At 71.3% G+C, this 15,435-nt stretch carries 17 protein-coding genes; 6 read left to right on the top strand and 11 right to left on the bottom strand.

Annotation, left to right across the window (positions count from 1 at the left end; translation table 11 throughout):
• Positions 1–41 precede the first annotated feature (41 nt).
• A complete protein-coding gene (locus tag ACFVYN_RS28170; protein WP_390003170.1) occupies positions 42–1,622 on the top strand; it encodes a carbohydrate-binding protein in 1,581 nt (526 codons plus the stop codon).
• Between the two features lie 67 nt (positions 1,623–1,689).
• Here ACFVYN_RS28170 and ACFVYN_RS28165 read toward each other — a convergent pair whose 3' ends face one another.
• Genes ACFVYN_RS28165 through ACFVYN_RS28155 form a run of 3 tightly spaced genes read right to left on the bottom strand, consistent with a single transcriptional unit; the run spans position 1,690 to position 3,726 of the window.
• On the bottom strand, positions 1,690–2,025 hold the full coding sequence (locus ACFVYN_RS28165; RefSeq protein WP_390003168.1) for an antibiotic biosynthesis monooxygenase family protein: 336 nt from the start codon (positions 2,023–2,025) through the stop codon (positions 1,690–1,692).
• A 46-nt stretch (positions 2,026–2,071) separates the two neighbouring features.
• Positions 2,072–3,100 (bottom strand): CU044_5270 family protein, encoded by a 1,029-nt coding sequence (locus ACFVYN_RS28160; RefSeq protein WP_390003165.1) that lies wholly within the window; start codon positions 3,098–3,100, stop codon positions 2,072–2,074.
• On the bottom strand, positions 3,097–3,726 hold the full coding sequence (locus ACFVYN_RS28155; RefSeq protein WP_390003162.1) for an RNA polymerase sigma factor: 630 nt from the start codon (positions 3,724–3,726) through the stop codon (positions 3,097–3,099). The genes ACFVYN_RS28160 and ACFVYN_RS28155 overlap by 4 nt, the downstream gene beginning before the upstream one ends.
• Positions 3,727–3,797: 71 nt before the next feature.
• Here ACFVYN_RS28155 and ACFVYN_RS28150 point away from each other — a divergent pair, with 71 nt between their 5' ends.
• Entirely contained in the window at positions 3,798–4,145 is a 348-nt protein-coding gene (locus ACFVYN_RS28150; protein ID WP_390003159.1) for a hypothetical protein, read from the top strand.
• Between the two features lie 3 nt (positions 4,146–4,148).
• On the opposite strand, the gene ACFVYN_RS28145 is transcribed toward ACFVYN_RS28150, so the two are convergent.
• The 5 genes from ACFVYN_RS28145 to ACFVYN_RS28125 all read right to left on the bottom strand — a co-directional run bounded on the left by ACFVYN_RS28145 (position 4,149) and on the right by ACFVYN_RS28125 (position 9,035).
• The gene (locus ACFVYN_RS28145; RefSeq protein ID WP_390003156.1) at positions 4,149–5,051 is read right to left on the bottom strand and encodes a CPBP family intramembrane glutamic endopeptidase; all 903 of its coding nucleotides are present in this window, start codon (positions 5,049–5,051) and stop codon (positions 4,149–4,151) included.
• A 103-nt stretch (positions 5,052–5,154) separates the two neighbouring features.
• Positions 5,155–5,814: a response regulator transcription factor gene (locus ACFVYN_RS28140; protein ID WP_390003153.1), complete on the bottom strand. Its 660-nt coding sequence runs from the start codon at positions 5,812–5,814 to the stop codon at positions 5,155–5,157.
• 64 nt (positions 5,815–5,878) lie between these two features.
• Positions 5,879–7,084: a sensor histidine kinase gene (locus ACFVYN_RS28135; RefSeq protein WP_390003151.1), complete on the bottom strand. Its 1,206-nt coding sequence runs from the start codon at positions 7,082–7,084 to the stop codon at positions 5,879–5,881.
• Positions 7,085–7,206: 122 nt separating this feature from the next.
• A complete protein-coding gene (locus ACFVYN_RS28130; protein WP_390003149.1) occupies positions 7,207–8,301 on the bottom strand; it encodes a sugar ABC transporter substrate-binding protein in 1,095 nt (364 codons plus the stop codon).
• 50 nt (positions 8,302–8,351) lie between these two features.
• Positions 8,352–9,035, bottom strand: a complete 684-nt coding sequence (locus tag ACFVYN_RS28125; RefSeq protein ID WP_390003262.1) for a DUF4328 domain-containing protein — start codon at positions 9,033–9,035, stop codon at positions 8,352–8,354.
• 165 nt (positions 9,036–9,200) lie between these two features.
• Between ACFVYN_RS28125 and ACFVYN_RS28120 the strand changes: the two genes are divergently transcribed.
• The gene (locus ACFVYN_RS28120) at positions 9,201–9,572 is read left to right on the top strand and encodes a DUF6479 family protein (RefSeq protein ID WP_390003147.1); all 372 of its coding nucleotides are present in this window, start codon (positions 9,201–9,203) and stop codon (positions 9,570–9,572) included.
• 23 nt (positions 9,573–9,595) lie between these two features.
• Here ACFVYN_RS28120 and ACFVYN_RS28115 read toward each other — a convergent pair whose 3' ends face one another.
• Positions 9,596–10,057, bottom strand: coding sequence for a hypothetical protein (locus tag ACFVYN_RS28115; protein WP_390003144.1), 462 nt, complete (start codon positions 10,055–10,057; stop codon positions 9,596–9,598).
• Between the two features lie 149 nt (positions 10,058–10,206).
• On the opposite strand from ACFVYN_RS28115, the gene ACFVYN_RS28110 reads away from it, so the two are divergent.
• Positions 10,207–10,683: a hypothetical protein gene (locus ACFVYN_RS28110; protein WP_390003142.1), complete on the top strand. Its 477-nt coding sequence runs from the start codon at positions 10,207–10,209 to the stop codon at positions 10,681–10,683.
• Between the two features lie 10 nt (positions 10,684–10,693).
• Here ACFVYN_RS28110 and ACFVYN_RS28105 read toward each other — a convergent pair whose 3' ends face one another.
• Positions 10,694–11,374 carry a DUF6445 family protein gene (locus ACFVYN_RS28105; RefSeq protein ID WP_390003139.1) on the bottom strand — a complete coding sequence of 227 codons (681 nt, stop codon included), beginning with the start codon at positions 11,372–11,374 and terminating at the stop codon, positions 10,694–10,696.
• Between the two features lie 253 nt (positions 11,375–11,627).
• Between ACFVYN_RS28105 and ACFVYN_RS28100 the strand changes: the two genes are divergently transcribed.
• Positions 11,628–12,395 (top strand): DUF4142 domain-containing protein, encoded by a 768-nt coding sequence (locus ACFVYN_RS28100; protein ID WP_390003260.1) that lies wholly within the window; start codon positions 11,628–11,630, stop codon positions 12,393–12,395.
• 20 nt (positions 12,396–12,415) lie between these two features.
• On the opposite strand, the gene ACFVYN_RS28095 is transcribed toward ACFVYN_RS28100, so the two are convergent.
• Complete coding sequence (locus tag ACFVYN_RS28095) at positions 12,416–14,077, bottom strand: glycoside hydrolase family 13 protein (protein WP_390003136.1); 1,662 nt, start codon at positions 14,075–14,077, stop codon at positions 12,416–12,418.
• Positions 14,078–14,363: 286 nt separating this feature from the next.
• Here ACFVYN_RS28095 and ACFVYN_RS28090 point away from each other — a divergent pair, with 286 nt between their 5' ends.
• Positions 14,364–15,308 carry an LAETG motif-containing sortase-dependent surface protein gene (locus ACFVYN_RS28090; protein ID WP_390003134.1) on the top strand — a complete coding sequence of 315 codons (945 nt, stop codon included), beginning with the start codon at positions 14,364–14,366 and terminating at the stop codon, positions 15,306–15,308.
• The last annotated feature ends 127 nt before the right edge of the window (positions 15,309–15,435 follow it).

Genomic DNA, 15,435 nt, shown 5'->3' with positions numbered 1-15,435 from the left:
AGAATACGTGCCCCCGTCACCACACACCATGGAGACGAACGATGCGCCTGAGACCCCTCATCCCCTCCGTCGGCCTCCTCGCCGGCACGCTCGTCGCACTGTCCGGCACCACCGCGGCCCAGGCCGCCACCACCCGCTACGAGGCGGAGACAGCCCCCGCCATCTGCACCGGAGCCGTCGAGACCGAGTACGCCGGCTACTCCGGCAGCGGATTCTGCAACGGCACCAACGCCACCGGCGCGTACGCCCAGTTCACCGTGTCCGCACCCGCATCGGGCACGGCGACCCTCAGCGTCCGCTTCGCCAACGGCACGACGACCGCCCGCCCCGCGAACATCATCGTGAACGGCTCGACGGTCTCCTCGGCGTCCTTCGAGTCCACCGGCACCTGGACCGGCTGGACCACCAAGACGCTCACCGTCCCCCTGAACGCGGGCAGCAACACCGTCCGGCTGAACCCGACCGGCGCGGCCGGCCTGCCCAACGTCGACTACCTGGACGCCGAGACGTCCGGCACGACCACCCCGCCACCGTCGAGCAGCGCCCTGTACGTGTCGCCGAGCGGCACCGACAGCGCGGCCGGCACGGTGACCGCGCCCACCACCCTCACCTCGGCGATCAGCCGCATCTCCGCCGGCGGCACGATCTACCTGCGCGGAGGGACGTACGCCTACTCCTCGACGGTGACCATTCCGGCCGGCAGCAACGGCACCTCGGCCGCCCGCACCACGATCTCCGCCTACCCGGGTGAGACACCGGTGCTCAACTTCTCGGCGCAGACCGAGAGTTCCGCCAACCGCGGTATCCAGCTCAACGCCGACTACTGGAAGATCTACGGCCTGGTCGTCGAGCACGCCGGTGACAACGGCATCTACATCGGCGGCAGCAACAACGTCGTCGAGCGCACGGTGACCCGCTTCAACCGGGACACCGGCCTCCAGCTCGGCCGGATCGCCTCCACCACCCCGAGCAGCGCCTGGCCGGCCAACAACCTGATCCTCAGCGCCGAGTCGCACGACAACGCCGACTCCGACGGCGAGGACGCCGACGGCTTCGCCGCCAAGCTCACCACCGGCACCGGGAACGTCTTCCGGTACGCCGTCTCGCACAACAACATCGACGACGGCTGGGACCTCTACACCAAGACCGACACCGGCCCGATCGGCCCGGTGACCATCGAGGACTCCCTCTCCTACAACAACGGCACCCTCAGCGACGGCTCACAGGCCGGCGCCGGCGACCGCAACGGCTACAAGCTCGGCGGCGAGGACATAGCCGTCAACCACGTCGTCCGGCGCAGCATCGCCTTCGGCAACGGCAAGCACGGGTTCACCTTCAACAGCAACCCGGGCACGCTGGCGATCTCCAACAACCTGAGCATCGACAACGCCCAGCGCAACTTCAACTTCGACGGCGGCACCTCGGTGTTCCGCAACAACACCTCGTGCCGCTTCAGCAGCGGCACCAACGACCGGATCATCGGCGACGCCGACAGCTCGAACCAGTTCTGGTCCGGCACCAACGGGTCCCGCTGCTCCGCGTACTCCGGGGCCCTTGGCTGGTCGTTCGCCTCGAACGGCAGCCTCGTGGTGACCCTCGGCGGTCGACAGGTCACGCTGTAACGGGCATGCGTAAAGCACGGAAGGGGCCCCGGACACTCGGTCCGGGGCCCCCGCCGTCCCCGTCCCCCTACTTGGGCGCGGCCTGCTGGACGACCTCGAAGCTCCACAGCGTCGACCCGCTCGCGGCGGGCCTGGGCCGCTCGCCCCCGCCCTCACCGCCGCCTTCGCCGCCGCCCTGGTGGGCCGCCTTCATCGACCCCTCCATCCACGCCGTGAACGACTCCTCGTCCCGCCAGCGCGTGTAGACCAGGTAGGTGTCGGTGCCCTCGACGGGCCGCAGCAGCTCGAACCACTCGAAGCCGTCCGCGCTGTCCACGGTCCCCGCCCGCGCGGCGAACCGCTTCTCCAGCGTCTCGCGCTGCTCCTCGGGGACCGTGAGTACGTTGATCTTGACGATGCTCATGGCGGCCATTGTGCGCCCACGGGCATCAAGGGGACGTCAGCGGGAATCAGCGGGACGCCGTCCGGGCGGGTACCTCGCCCTTCGCGTCGACGACCGCGGTCTCCATCACGGCGGTGGTGCCGGCCAGGGTCTCGGTCGTGATGCCCCGGTCCGGGTCGGTGACGTAGTAGCGGGAGCCGAGCGGGGCGAGGGTCTGCTTGTCGAAGATCCACTCGTCGCGGGTCGCGAAGCCGGTGTCGTCGAGGGTGATGGCGATGCCGTGCCGGCCGGCCGCGTCGACGGCGTCCGGGACCTCCCGCACCCCGGGCAGCTTCGCGGCCGCCCGGTAGAAGGCGGCGGCGTTGGCGGGCGGCATCACGGCGCCGATCAGGTCGCCGATCAGGGAGAAGACCGCCTGGTCCCGCGACTCGCCCTCGACCGGCCTGGCCTCCTTGTAGAGCCTGGCGAGCAGGGCGTCGGGGTCGGTGGGCAGCGAGGCCAGCCACCGGTAGGTGGGGTGGTGGACGCCCGCCGGGACCGGCTCGGTGGACTGCATCGGGAGCGTCTGGCCGGGCATGATCGCGTCCTTGCCGCTGGACCGGAGCCACCCGGTGACCCGGAGCGGGCCGGGATCCTGGGCGGTCCACCGCTCCTCGGTGTGCAGGGCACCGAGCCGCACGGGGCCGGGGAAGCTGCCCGTGTCCGAGCGCACCAGCGTCCTGACGTACACGAACTGGTCGTCCCGCACCCGGATCGTGTCGCTCGCCATGGCGGCCGTGGCGATCCGGTTCAGGGTGACGGAGGCCCCCGCGGCGGTCGCAGACGGGGTGGCCCGGGCCGCCGGGGCGTGGCCGTCCACGGACAGGGTCACCAGCAGCGCGCCCGCCAGGGCCGCGGAGGCGAGGGGCACCAGGACGGCGGGGCGGGTGAACCGGCGTCGTACGGAGGGCCGTACGGAAGGGGCCTGGTTCGGGTTCAGGTCCTGATTCCGGTCCTGATCGATCTGCTGCATCAGTACGTCCTTGAAGTGACGGTGGCGCTCCGGCGGGAGGTCCCATTCCGCCGTGGCCTTCAGCAGTTCCTCGGCCTCGCTCATCGGGTCTCCTCCTTCAGGAACAGGGCCGCGAGCGCGGCCTCACTCTCCATCTCTCCGTGGGCCGGGGGCGGTTCCGCCTCCGCGCTCAGCCGGGCGAGCCGGGCACGGGCCCGCGACAGCCGGGAGCGCACGGTGCCGACGGGGACGCCCAGGGCCTCGGCGGCCTGCCGGTAGTCGAGGCCGGCCGACACGCACAGCGCGAACACCTCACGGTCCTGCCGCTTGAGCCCGGCCAGGGCGCGATGCACCGCCGCGAGCCGCCGTGCGTCGTCGATCCGGCCCGCGGTCTCCTCGGCGAAGTCCTCGACCGGGCGCGGCTCGGGAGTGCGCGCCAGGAAGGCGAGCCTGCGCCGCAGTCCCCGGTTGGCGTTGTGCGCCTTGTGGGTGGCGATGCCGAGCAGCCAGGGCTTGAGGGAGCCGCCCTCCGGCTCAATGCTCTCCCTGGTCCGCCAGGCGGCGAGGAACGTCTCAGACATCGCCTCCTCGGCCTCCGCCCAGTTCCCGGTCAGCCGCAGGGCGTGGTTGTAGACCGCCCGCGCGTACCGGTCGTACAGCTCGCCGAACGCCGCCCGGTCACCGGCCCGTATCCGCGCCCGCTCCGGTTCCGCCACTTCTGTTTCGCTCACACCCGTAACGCTCCGCACCCCGGTCCCGGGTTCCTGTGTCCTGCACCACACCCAGCGCTTACTCTGCGGCCATGGAACAGCGCGAGATCATGCAGAACGTCGTCGGCATCCTCACCGAGGCACTGGAGATGCGGCGGCAGGTCCGCGAACACCCCGACCAGCAGGTCTCGCTGACCGGGGCCGTCTCCGCGCTGCTCGTGGAGACCCTCCCACGGATCCACCTCCCCGCCGACGCCAGTGGCCAGGCGGCGGCGGACGCCGTGGTGGAGGAGCTGGGGCCCGCCATCGCGAGCATCGCCCACTGCTTCGCGTTCGCCTTCGTCCAGCTGGCCGAGGCCCACGACGAGGGCCGCGCCGACACCTCCGCGGAGGTGCTGCGGCGCATCTCCCTCCAGCTCGCGGGCGGGGCGCAGAAGTAGCCTTCACCGCCGGGGCAGGCCCAGCCGGCCCCGGGTCGCGGCCAGCAGGATCAGGGCCGCCGCCGTCGTACTGAGGACGAGGGCGTGGGCGGCCTCGCCCTCGGACAGCGTGGGGAACAGGTCCGACCAGGCGAGGGAGAAGAAGTTGTTGACGCCGGTGTGCAGCAGCATGACCAGCGGCATGCTCTCGCCGGACTTGTTGAACACCCAGGTCATCACGCAGCTGAAGGTGATGGTCATCGCGATGAACTCCACCGGCACGGTCCACGCGAGGTGCGGTCCGCCGCCCCACTGCGTCAGGAACAGCGGCAGGTGCCAGCAGCCCCACAGCGCGCCGACGACGAGGGTCGCGGTCAGGGGACCGTGGCGGCGCTGCATCCGCGGCATCGCGAACTCCCGCCAGCCGGGCTCCTCCGCGAGACCGGTGGTGATCATCTGGACGAGCAGTCCGGGGAGGTACGCGGCGAGGATCATCGCGGACGGCAGTTCGGGTCCGCGGCCGGCCAGCGCGGTCGAGGCGAGGGTCAGTGCGGCCGGCACCGCGAGCAGGACGGCCAGGTACCAGCGCGCGCTCACCCGGAACTTCGTCATCCTGCCCCGCCAGGCCCGCAGGCCCGCGCGTCCCTCCGTGATCCCGGTGACCAGCAGGGCCGAGGCGATCGGGCCGAGGTAGGCGCCGGGCAGGACGCCGGCGAGCTGACTGCCCGCGCGGCCGCCGGGGAAGGCGAAGTGCCAGACGCCGAGGCCGTTCTCCGACAGGACGTACGGTGTCCAGGCGGCCCAGCTCAGCGCGAAGGCCAGGGTGAAGAACCAGGTCAGGGGGTTGCGCCGGATGCTGCCGCGCAGGCCACCGGCCTCGTGCGCGACCGGTCGGGTCTCGATGTCGACGGGGGCGTGGACACTCACGGCGGGGTCCCTTCGGAGGGGCTGATGTGATGCGTCCAGCACACCGGCTCCAGGCCCGCGCATCATTGCCGCCAAGGGCCCGACTCCCTTACCGCAGGCTGTACTACGACCGTCGCCGCGCGTCCTCCAGATAGTGCAGTACGGCCGCCACGCGCCGGTCGACCTGGTCCGTGGGCGCCAGATCGAGCTTCGCGAAGATGCTCCGGATGTGCTTGTGCACGGCTCCGTCGGTCACGAACAGCCTCTCCGCGACGGCGCTGTTGCCGAGGCCCTCGGCCATCAGGGCGAGCACCTCCTTCTCGCGCGGGCTGAGCCGCTCCAGCCGTACGTCCTGGTGGGACCGTGTGAACAGCTGGGCGACGACCTCGGGGTCGATGGCGGTGCCGCCGGACGCCACCCGGTGCAGCGCGTCGAGGAACTCCTCGACCCGGCCCACCCGTTCCTTGAGGAGATAGCCCAGCCCGCCGACCCCGCCGGTCAGCAGCTCGGTGGCGAAGCTCTGCTCCACGTAGGCGGACAGCACCAGGACGGCGAGGCCGGGCCTGCGCCGCCGGGCCTCGACGGCCGCGCGGACCCCCTCGTCGGTGTGCGTCGGCGGCATCCGTACGTCGAGGATGGCCACGTCGGGCTGGTGCTCGTCGATGGCGTCGAGGGCCCCCTCGGCGGTGCCGGCCGTGCCGACCACGTCCAGCCCCTCGGCACGCAGCAGCAGCGCGAGCCCCTCCCGCAGCAGGGGGTCGTCCTCGGCGATCACGATCCGCATGGCAGGTCCACCTCCGTGGTCGTCGGGCAGGGCGTACCGGCACGGGCGGCCGTACCGCCGGGGATCACACCCCGCACGGCAGCTCCGCCTCCAGGGTCGTGGGACCGCCCGGCGGACTCGTCAGGCTGAGGGTGCCGTCGTGGGCGGCGACGCGGCGGCGGATGCCGGTGAGGCCGGAGCCGGTGCGCTCGTCGGCGCCGCCCCGGCCGTCGTCCGTGACCCGCAGCAGGAGCCGGGGACCCGGGGCGCGGACGGTGATCGTGGCCCGGGACGCCCCGCTGTGCTTGGCGATGTTGGTGAGCGCCTCGGCGACGACGAAGTACGCGGTCGCCTCGACGGACGCGGCACAGCGCCGCCCCGTCTCCACGTCGACCGCGCACGGCACCGCGCTCTCGGCCGCGAGCCCGGTCAGTGCCCCCGCGAGGCCCCGGTCCGCGAGCACCGGCGGCAGGATGCTGCGGGAGACGGTCCGCAGCTCGGCCAGCGCCTGTTCGGCCGCGGACTGAGCCCGCTCCAGGAGTTCGTCGGCGCCGTCCGGGTCCCGGGCGACCATCCGGCGGGCGGCCCCGAGCAGCACGGTCACCGTGACGATCCGGTTCTGGGTGCCGTCGTGCAGAGAGCGTTCGATGCGCCGCAGTTCGACGGCGTGGGCGTCCAGCGCGGCCGCCCGGGTCGCGGTCAGCTCGGCGACGCGCAGCGAGAGATCGGCGTCGGGACCGGCCGCCAGGAGCCGGCGTCCCGGCTTCGCCTGGAGCCGTGCCATGCCGGGCGTCAGCCCCAGGATGATGGCGATCCAGCCCACGCCGAGCAGGCACACCGCGAGGGCGTCCGGCCAGGAGTGCGCGACGCCGATCCCGATGGACGTGGCGGTCGCGTCCTTCGGGGCGAGCCGCCAGTACAGCGGGAACGCGGTGTCCCGCAGGGCGAGCACCGGCAGGACGAAGCCGACCAGGCCCAGCGGCAGACCCACGGCCAGATGCCGGACCAGCCACAGCAGTTCGCGCCGGGTCGTGGGGTCACCGAGGGCGGCCCGCAGCCGCGCCGGCGGCGGCGCGGGGGCGATGACCTCGGGGCCCCAGCGGGCGAGCCGGACGCGTTCCATGCCGGCCAGCGCGTGCAGCACGCGCACCCCGCCGGGCGCCAGCACCAGCCACAGCAGCACGAACGGGGCGAGGACCGCCGTACCGAGTCCGGAGACCAGCTGGCCGATCGCGGCGGCCGCGGTCGTCGCGGTGCCCACGACAAGGCCCTTGACGTCGGCGGTGGCCATGCGAACCCCCTCGGGCTTGAGGACAACGACCCTAGGCGCAGGGCGGGTTCACCGACAGGCCGGGAGGCGGAAAGTACAGCCTGCTGTACCGCGGAAAGACGGACCGCGCCGGCCTGGGACGCCTACTTGAGGCCGATCGCCGCGCAGTCCGCCGCGTACTCGGCGGTGCAGATCTGCTTGACGGTGTAGACGTCGTCCTTGATCACCGTCTGCTCGATGTTGTCCTTGGTCAGGGCGACCACCGGCACCAGCAGCGACGGGATGCCCTTCTGGTCGGGGCTGTCGACCTTGTCGCGGATCAGCGCGTCGAACTGGAGGTCGCGGCCCTGGATCTTGTAGACCGCGATCTGGGCCGCGTTGGTCGCCTCCAGCAGGAACGACTTGTACACGGTCATGTACTGCTCGCCCGACACCACCCGCTGCACCGCGGCGAGGGTCGCGTCCTGCCCGGTCACCGGCGGGATCCTGGTGGCCCCCGCCGCCTTGAGCTCGTCGATGACCGCGCCCGCCATGTCGTCGTTGGCCGAGTACACGGCGGCGATGTTCTTCAGCCCGAAGGAGGCGATCGCCGCCTTCATGTTGGCCTTGGCGACCGACGGCAGCCACTCCCGGGTGTCGTACTGCTTCGCTATGACGACCTTGCTGCTGAGCTCGTCCAGCGCGCCCTTCTTGAAGCGCGCGGTGTTGGGGTCGGCGGGCGAGCCGTTCATCATCACGATCTTGCTGGTCTCGGCCTTGTCGCCGAGCGCCTCGACGATGGCCCGGCCCTGCACCTCGCCGACGAGTTCGTTGTCGTGCGAGACATAGGCGTCGATCGGACCCTGGGCGAGCCGGTCGTAGGCGATGACGGGGATGCCCGCGTCCTTCGCCTTCTGCACGTCCGGCCCGATCGCCTTGGCGTCGACCGCGTCCACGAGGATCACGTCCACCTTGTCGGCGACCATCTGCTCGAACTGCCGACCCTGCCGCTTCGCGCTCGCCTCGGCGTTGGCGTAACTGACCCTGCCCTTGCCGTGGGTGAGGGTCGCCACCTGCTTCTTGATGAGGGGGAAGTCGAACCGGTCGAAGCGGCTGGTGTCCCGGTCGGGCAGCAGCAGACCCAGCGTGATGTCGTCGCCCTTCCTGGGGCTCACCGAGGTGTTGCTGCCGCCCACCGAGCAGGAGGTGAGCAGAAGGGCCGACGCGCAGACGGCCATGACGGAGGGGACGGTACGCATGGCGATCCTGTGGGTGGGGGGCTGTCACGTAGGCGCAACAGTAAGTGCCCTCAATCCCGATCAAACGCCCTGACGTTTTCCTTCAAGGGATCACCACCCGGCGTACGCAACTGGGCGCCGATGTGCACAAGTTGTACGGCGGTCAGGGCACGCACCATGAGGATCCCGGCCACGGCCGCGCCGACGACGGCGAGATCGGCGACCAGGAGCGTGCTCACCCCGTGGTAGGCGCGGGCGATGACATCGTCCGTGTCGCCGCCGGACATCAGCCCCACCCCGCTGACCATGCCGACCAGCCACAGCGCCCACCACACGTTCACGACGGCGGGCAGCTTCCGGCCCGGGGCGCTCTTGTGGTGGATGTCGGCGACGATGCCGCGCGGGATCCAGAGGTTGGCGAGCGGCACGAACCAGGAGACGTAGACCCAGATGCCGGCGTAGCGCGGGGGCTCGCCGGACAGGGCCCGCGCGTTGTCCCGCATCCGCCCGAGCCAGCCGACGAACAGGGCCGCGCACAGCAGGGTGAGGATGCTTCCGGCGGTGCTGACCAGGTGGTACGAGTCCTCCAGGGCGGTCAGCGGCCGGTGCCGTCCCTCGCCCTGGTCCGGCGGTCCCGAGGCGGGCTCCCCCGCCATGGCGAGCCGGACCTCCCACACGGCCCGCAACGCCCAGGCACCCCCGGCGAGCCCGAGCCCGACGACGACGAGCCGAGCGGACCCACGCACGGCCCCCAGCCCTGACCGAACGACATCCCCACTCACGGCATCCCCCTTCGAAAGAACCGACCTACCCTCTCATCGCCGGGAACCCCGCGATCGGTTCACGCGGGGTGGGCGGGCAGGACGCGTCCCGAAAACACCTTTATCGCCGATCCCGTGATAATCGGCGATAATCGGACCATGAGTACGGCGACGTTTGTCCTGGCGGCCACGTCGAGCGAAGTACTCGACGTGATCGCCGCCTTTGCCGGTGGGTTGTTCATCGCCGGCGCGCTGGTGTGGGCCGTGCAATTCGGCATGCGGGTCCAGGACCGGGAGCTTCCACGGCCGCTCAGTGAGGAGCAGCCGCATCTCCCGGAGACCGGACCGATCCGCGAGATCCGGGAGATGCGGGAGCCGGACGAGATGCCGGCCCCGGTTCAGGGGCAGGAACGGCTGATGCCGCACGAGCTCCATCACTCGGGAAGCAGACGAGGAAAGGACCAGCAACGCAAACGCTGGCTGCCCGGCTCCAGCGGCGGCTTCGGCAGCGGCGGCCTCGGACACGTGTGACCGGGCCCGGCGCCCTCGCCGGCTCAGCCCCGCATGCCGGGGCGGTACACCGCCAGCGCCCAGATGACGAAGAAGTCGAGGCCGATCATGATGACCGACCAGACCGGCGCGTAGGGCAGGAACAGGAACTGGGCGAGCATGCTCAGCGAGGCCAGGAAGATGCCGGTCATCCGGGCCCAGCCGGCTCCCCTGAGGATGAACGCGCCCGTGACGACGGCGAGGGCCCCCAGGCAGAGCAGGATGACGCCCCAGCCGGTGAGGTTGATCTTGTAGACGTAGTCGCCGACGCGGGCCCAGACGTCGTCCTTCGCGAGCAGGGAGATGCCCTGGAAGATCGCCAGGATGCCGTTCATCAGCATCAGCACACCGGCGAAGACCACCCCGCCGGCGGCCCACGAGGCCTCGGTCGGCGTGGGCCCGGGGCCCGGGGCCCGAGACGAGGTCGTGCCGGCGGACGGCTGGGTAGCGTGCGGTTGCTGCGTCATGGCCGTGTCCCACCTTTCATGGTCGTTGTGCTTCGACCATCAGGCGTGACGGGCCCGCCCACCACGGGAGGGGACCGTTCGGGTGACACGGGGCGTGCGGCCGTGCCACGGGGGGCCTTCACTGGAGGGACCTGCACCCGGGAGGCGAGATGACCCGCTGGACGACGGCCGCGCTGCTGACGGCCCTGGCCCTCACCGGTCTCACCGGCCTGACCGCCTGCTCCGAGAACGACAGCCCGTCGTCGGTGGCGAGCAAGGTCGCGTCGGCCGCCTCCCGCGCCGGGGACGCGGTGGCGTCGGCGACGGCGGAGGCCGGAAAACGGTTCGACGACATCAAGAACGGCGTCGACGCCAAGGACGACGTACGGCTCGGCAGCCTCTCGACCGCCTCCGACGGCCGTACGACGGTCGCGGTCACCGCCGCCAACAGCGCGGGCTCGGCGAAGTCCTTCGCCGTCCAGGTCGACTTCACCGACGGGACGGGCAAGCTGCTGGACGCGGTGGTGGTGACGGTGGCGGACGTCCCGGCGGGCGGTACCGGCAAGGGCACCGCCCGCAGTACGCACGACCTGCCGGGGAACGCGGGGGACGTGCGGGCGAAGGTGTCCCGCGCGGTGCGCTACTGACCCGCGGGCCTCACGCCATCCAGAAGAAGACGGCCGTCATCCGCTTCTCCTCCAGCGTGCCGCCGGAGTAACCGGTCGCGCTGTGCACGAGGTTGGCGTTGTAGAGGAGCAGCCGGTTGTACTTGTGCGGTACCCGTACGTCCTCCTCGAAGGCGTCGGGCGCGACGAACCGGGTGCCGAGGGCCTCGACGAGGTTGTTGTGCGGGGCCTGCACGACGTTGCCGCCGAGCCGCCCGCCGGGCAGGGACTGCCGGTAGAAACTGGTGCCGCAGTCCTTGGGGACAGCGGGGTTCAGATACAGGACGGCGGCGTACCGGCACAGCGCCCGGGAGTCGGTGTGCGGCCGGGGCTCGCTCTCGCCCTCGCCGACGACCTGTACGCAGTTGTGGTTGAGGGTGCCCCCGCCGGGCGCCCGCTGCACCCACAGCTCCTTGGCCCCGGTCGCCTGCTTCACCAGCCGCTCGACCCTCGCGAGTTCGGCGGGTTCGAGCCCGGGCATGGTCCGCAGTCCCGGCCAGGTCTCCGAGGTGTACGGGTACCCCTTCACCCAGTCGTCCTTGGCGAGGCAGCGTTCCCGTACGGCGTCGGCGTTCGGGAGCACGTCGTCGATCACCCAGTAGTCGCGGCCCTTGGTGGGCTTGCGGTAGGGGAGCACGGGAAGGGGCCGCTGCGACCGCTGTGGCATGGACATGCAGCGAATCTAGGTCCGGGTCCGTCAGGTCTCTCCCGCGATTTCTTCCGGACTTCCCCGCGAACCGGTCAACGAACGGTCAACCGGCGGCCGTACGGCTGCTCTGACGGGGCGTCTGTGAGCCCGGTCATCGTCCGCACGAGGCGATGAACAACTACGGCCCCCCGTGCGTACTCCTGTGCGTCCGACCCCCGCCTCCCGGCGGGAAAACCCCTACCGGGCAGGAGGCACGGTGCCACTCTCGCGCAACGCGATGGGAACGCTGTTCGTGGGCGGAGCCCTCACACTGACGCTGGGCGCGCTCGCGTACCCGTCGATGCTGGGTGTCAGCCAGGCTGCGACCGCGCAGGACAGAATCATCGCCCAGACGCAGTGGGGCCCGCTGACCGAGCAGGACCGCGACTTCGTCGTCAAGGTGCGGGCGGCGGGTCTGTGGGAGTACCCGCTGGGGCAGGTGGCCGTGCAGAAGGGCACCACCCCGGAGGTGAAGGAAGCCGGCAAGCACCTGATCGACGGGCACGCGGCCCTGGACGCCGCCTGCCGCAAGATCGCCCCGATGCTCAACATCACCATCCCGAACGTGGCGAGCCCGCAGCAGGTCGGCTTCGTGAACACGATCGAGTCGAGCAGCGGCCAGCAGTTCGACACGAACTTCGCCAACATCCTGCGGGTGACGCACGGTTCGATCTTCAACGCGATCGCGAAGATCCGCTCCACCACCAAGAACTCTCTGGTGCGGTCGCTGGCCGACATGGCCAACGACACGGTGCTCGACCACATGACGGTCATGGAGAAGACCGGCTTCGTCAACTTCGACCAGGCCCTCTTCATGCAGACCACCCCGCCGAAGCTGCCCAGCACCGACCTGACTCCGCCGGCGCCCCAGCCCGGCGCCCCGATGGTCGTGCTCACCCCGCCGCCGAACCCGACGTCGACGCCGCTCGCGGTCCCGGGCGAGAACGCGAACGGCGCCACCCCGGCGACGGGCGCGGGCGCGACCCCGACGCCGACCATCGGCTAGGCCTGACCAGCAGTCCGTTCCTAGCCCAGCCAGGCCGTCGCGTCCGGTCCCAGCAGCCCGTCCTGCAACGGGCTGCTGGTCAGGAGCACCTCCCCGGCCGGGAGCGGGACAGCGGTGTCCGAGAGGTTGGCGACACACCGCCAGCCCTCGTGGCGGACGAAGTCCAGCACGCCGGCCGGGCCCGCCTCCGTCCAGGTGAGCTCCTCGCCCTGGAGGAGCTTGCGGCGCAGGCGCAGGGCGGTGCGGTACAGCTCCAGCGTGGAGCCCTCGACACCGTCCTGGGCCTCGACGGCGTACCGCGCGAACCACTCCGGCTGCGGCAGCCAGGCACCGCCCGCGCCGAAGCCGTACGACGGACCGCTCCTCGTCCACGGCAGCGGCACCCGGCACCCGTCGCGCCCCTTGCGGACCCGTCCCGTCTGCTCCCAGATCGGGTCCTGGAGCACCTCGACGGGCAGATCGGCGACCTCGGGCAGCCCGAGCTCCTCGCCCTGGTAGACGTACGACGATCCCGGCAGCGCGAGCATGAGCAGCGTGGCCGCGCGAGCGCGTCGCAGGCCCTGGGTGAGGTCGATCCCGGGCGCGTGGCCGCCGGACAGCAGCCAGGCATTCTCGTCGGTGCCCGGCGGCAGCGCGAGGCGGGAGGCGTGCCGTACGACGTCGTGGTTGGAGAGCACCCAGGTGGCCGAGGCGTGGGCCGCGCGGGCGGTGGCGAGGGAGTCGGTGATGACCTGGCGCAGCTCGCCGGCGCCCCAGGACGTCTGCAGGTACTCGAAGTTGAAGGCCTGGCCGAGTTCGTCCGCGCGGGCGTACAGGGCGCGGCGCGGGCCGGGGACCCAGGCCTCGGCGACGGCCGTGCGGGGCGGGCTGTAGGAGTCGAGGATGGTGCGCCAGTCGCGGTAGATCTCGTGGACCTCGTCGCGGTCCCAGTAGGGATGGCCGCCCGGCGGCAGGTGGTGCAGGGCCTCCTCCGCGACGCCGGGCAGCCCGCCGAGGTCGCGCAGCGGCTCGGTCAGGTCCTTGGCCAGGGCGTGCGCCACGTCCACCCGGAAGCCGTCGACCCCGCGGTCGGACCAGAAGCGCAGGGTGGTGCGGAAGTCCTCACGGACCTCGTCGTTCGACCAGTTGAGGTCGGGCTGCTCGGGAGCGAACAGATGCAGGTACCACTGTCCGTCGGCGACGCGTCGCCAGGCGCTGCCGCCGAAGACGGACTGCCAGTCGGTGGGCGGGAGTTCGCCGTGCGCGCCGCGGCCGTCCCGGAAGACGTACCGCTCACGGGCGGCGGACCCGGGCCCGGCGGCGAGGGCTTCCTGGAACCAGGCGTGTTGGTGGGAGGTGTGGTTGGGGACGAGGTCGACGATCACCTTCAGGCCGAGCCGGTGGGCCTCGGCGACCATGGCGTCGAAGTCGTCGAGGGTACCCAGGCGCGGGTCCACGTCCCGGTAGTCGGCGACGTCGTAGCCGCCGTCGGCGAGCTCGGAGGGATAGAAGGGGCTCAGCCACAGGGCGTCGGCGCCGAGGGCGGCCAGGTGCGTGAGGCGCTCGGTGACGCCCCCGAGGTCCCCGAGGCCGTCACCGTCGGCGTCGGCGAAGCTGCGGGGATAGACCTGGTAGACGACGGCCTGCCGCCACCAGTTCGGGTCGTTGCTGGAGAGGTCGGGCGTGGTGGTGCGGGCGATCACGCGGGCTCCTCTGGAATGCGGGGGCGATCCATGAAGACGACAAAGGGGATAGACAAAGGGGATATCTGTCCACCTCGCCGGAAAAGTGAACCTGGGGTTTTGCGGAGTGGGTCGTTCCCTGTGTGTCGAAATTGTGACGACCCCAGAACCCTCGTTGTATCACCGCAGGTTGACAGCGTTCCGCACGGAGATCCACGATGTGGGAACACCGTGGCGCATGTGACCAATGGGCCCAGTGTTTCTGATGCTTGCTGTTACCACTCACTCTCATCCTGACGGGATACGTATGTCCATAGCGAGACGTGTCACCATGCGGCGCCTGTTGGGGACGGGCGCCGCGACGCTCGCCTTCTCCGCTGCCCTCGCCTCCGTCGCCTCGGCCTCCGACTGCCCCGGCGGCAAGGGCTGGCAGGAAGGCGGAAGCTACAAGCCGGGTACGGGCGCCGGCTCCAAGACCGAGACCGACCGCTGCGAGTTCTCCCTCGACGGCAAGAACTTCTTCGCCTCGGTCAAGGTCGACGACCTGAACCTGAAGCCGACCGACGACGGCAAGGTCCACGTCAAGGTCCGTGCGGCGGGCGACGCGTCCACCTGCACCGCCTCTCTCGCGTCCTACCTCGCGCACGGCGCGACGTTCGCCACCTCCGGCGAGCAGGTCTTCCACGACTTCGACACCGTGACCGTCAAGGCCGGTGCCGTCGACTCCCTCGACATCTCGATCCCGGACGTCGGCTGCTACGCGCAGATCGACCTCTACCGGGGCAACACGAAGTTCGACGGCAAGCTCGACGCCAAGGACGGCCTTCCGCACGGCGACCTCCCCAAGGGCCCGGACCACCCGGTCATCAAGGACAAGCTGATCGCGGCCTGGAACGGCGGCACGAAGGACTGCACGACCACGCAGACCACGCCTCCGGCGACCCCGCCGGCCTCGGAGACCACTCCGCCGGCCTCGGAGTCGACCCCGCCGGCCTCCGAGTCCACGCCGCCGGCGTCCGAGTCGACCCCGCCGGCCTCCGAGACCCCGGGCACGGGCACCCCGACCCCGTCGGCCTCGGAGTCCACCACGGCTCCGGCCGTCCCCACCCCGAACGGCGGCGGCGGTGACAACCTCGCCGAGACCGGCGCCAGCAGCAACACCCCGTTGATCGCGGGCGGTGCGGCGGTGCTGCTCGCGGGTGGCGCGGGCATCGTCCTGGCCACGCGTCGCCGCAAGGCCACGCGCGCGTGATCTCCGCTCACTGAGCCTCACCGAAGGGGCCGTCCCACCGTTCGCGGTGGGGCGGCCCCTTCGGCGTGTGTTGGCCCGTGGTGGCGTGTGTTGGCGTGTGTGGCGTGTGTTGGCGAGCCGGGACGCG

Origin of the sequence: Streptomyces sp. NPDC058307, from assembly GCF_042880295.1 — a bacterium.
In the GTDB taxonomy this organism is placed as follows: domain Bacteria; phylum Actinomycetota; class Actinomycetes; order Streptomycetales; family Streptomycetaceae; genus Streptomyces.
This window is presented reverse-complemented; position numbering and strand designations above follow the sequence as displayed.

Excerpts from the sequence above, each read along its gene's own strand:
- ACFVYN_RS28170 (WP_390003170.1), top strand. The coding sequence starts at position 42 with ATGCGCCTGAGACCCCTCATCCCCTCCGTCGGCCTCCTCGCCGGCACG.
- ACFVYN_RS28165 (WP_390003168.1), bottom strand. The coding sequence starts at position 2,025 with ATGAGCATCGTCAAGATCAACGTACTCACGGTCCCCGAGGAGCAGCGC.
- ACFVYN_RS28160 (WP_390003165.1), bottom strand. The coding sequence starts at position 3,100 with ATGAGCGAGGCCGAGGAACTGCTGAAGGCCACGGCGGAATGGGACCTC.
- ACFVYN_RS28150 (WP_390003159.1), top strand. The coding sequence starts at position 3,798 with ATGGAACAGCGCGAGATCATGCAGAACGTCGTCGGCATCCTCACCGAG.
- ACFVYN_RS28140 (WP_390003153.1), bottom strand. The coding sequence starts at position 5,814 with ATGCGGATCGTGATCGCCGAGGACGACCCCCTGCTGCGGGAGGGGCTC.
- ACFVYN_RS28135 (WP_390003151.1), bottom strand. The coding sequence starts at position 7,084 with ATGGCCACCGCCGACGTCAAGGGCCTTGTCGTGGGCACCGCGACGACC.
- ACFVYN_RS28130 (WP_390003149.1), bottom strand. The coding sequence starts at position 8,301 with ATGCGTACCGTCCCCTCCGTCATGGCCGTCTGCGCGTCGGCCCTTCTG.
- ACFVYN_RS28120 (WP_390003147.1), top strand. The coding sequence starts at position 9,201 with ATGAGTACGGCGACGTTTGTCCTGGCGGCCACGTCGAGCGAAGTACTC.
- ACFVYN_RS28115 (WP_390003144.1), bottom strand. The coding sequence starts at position 10,057 with ATGACGCAGCAACCGCACGCTACCCAGCCGTCCGCCGGCACGACCTCG.
- ACFVYN_RS28110 (WP_390003142.1), top strand. The coding sequence starts at position 10,207 with ATGACCCGCTGGACGACGGCCGCGCTGCTGACGGCCCTGGCCCTCACC.
- ACFVYN_RS28105 (WP_390003139.1), bottom strand. The coding sequence starts at position 11,374 with ATGTCCATGCCACAGCGGTCGCAGCGGCCCCTTCCCGTGCTCCCCTAC.
- ACFVYN_RS28100 (WP_390003260.1), top strand. The coding sequence starts at position 11,628 with ATGGGAACGCTGTTCGTGGGCGGAGCCCTCACACTGACGCTGGGCGCG.
- ACFVYN_RS28090 (WP_390003134.1), top strand. The coding sequence starts at position 14,364 with ATGTCCATAGCGAGACGTGTCACCATGCGGCGCCTGTTGGGGACGGGC.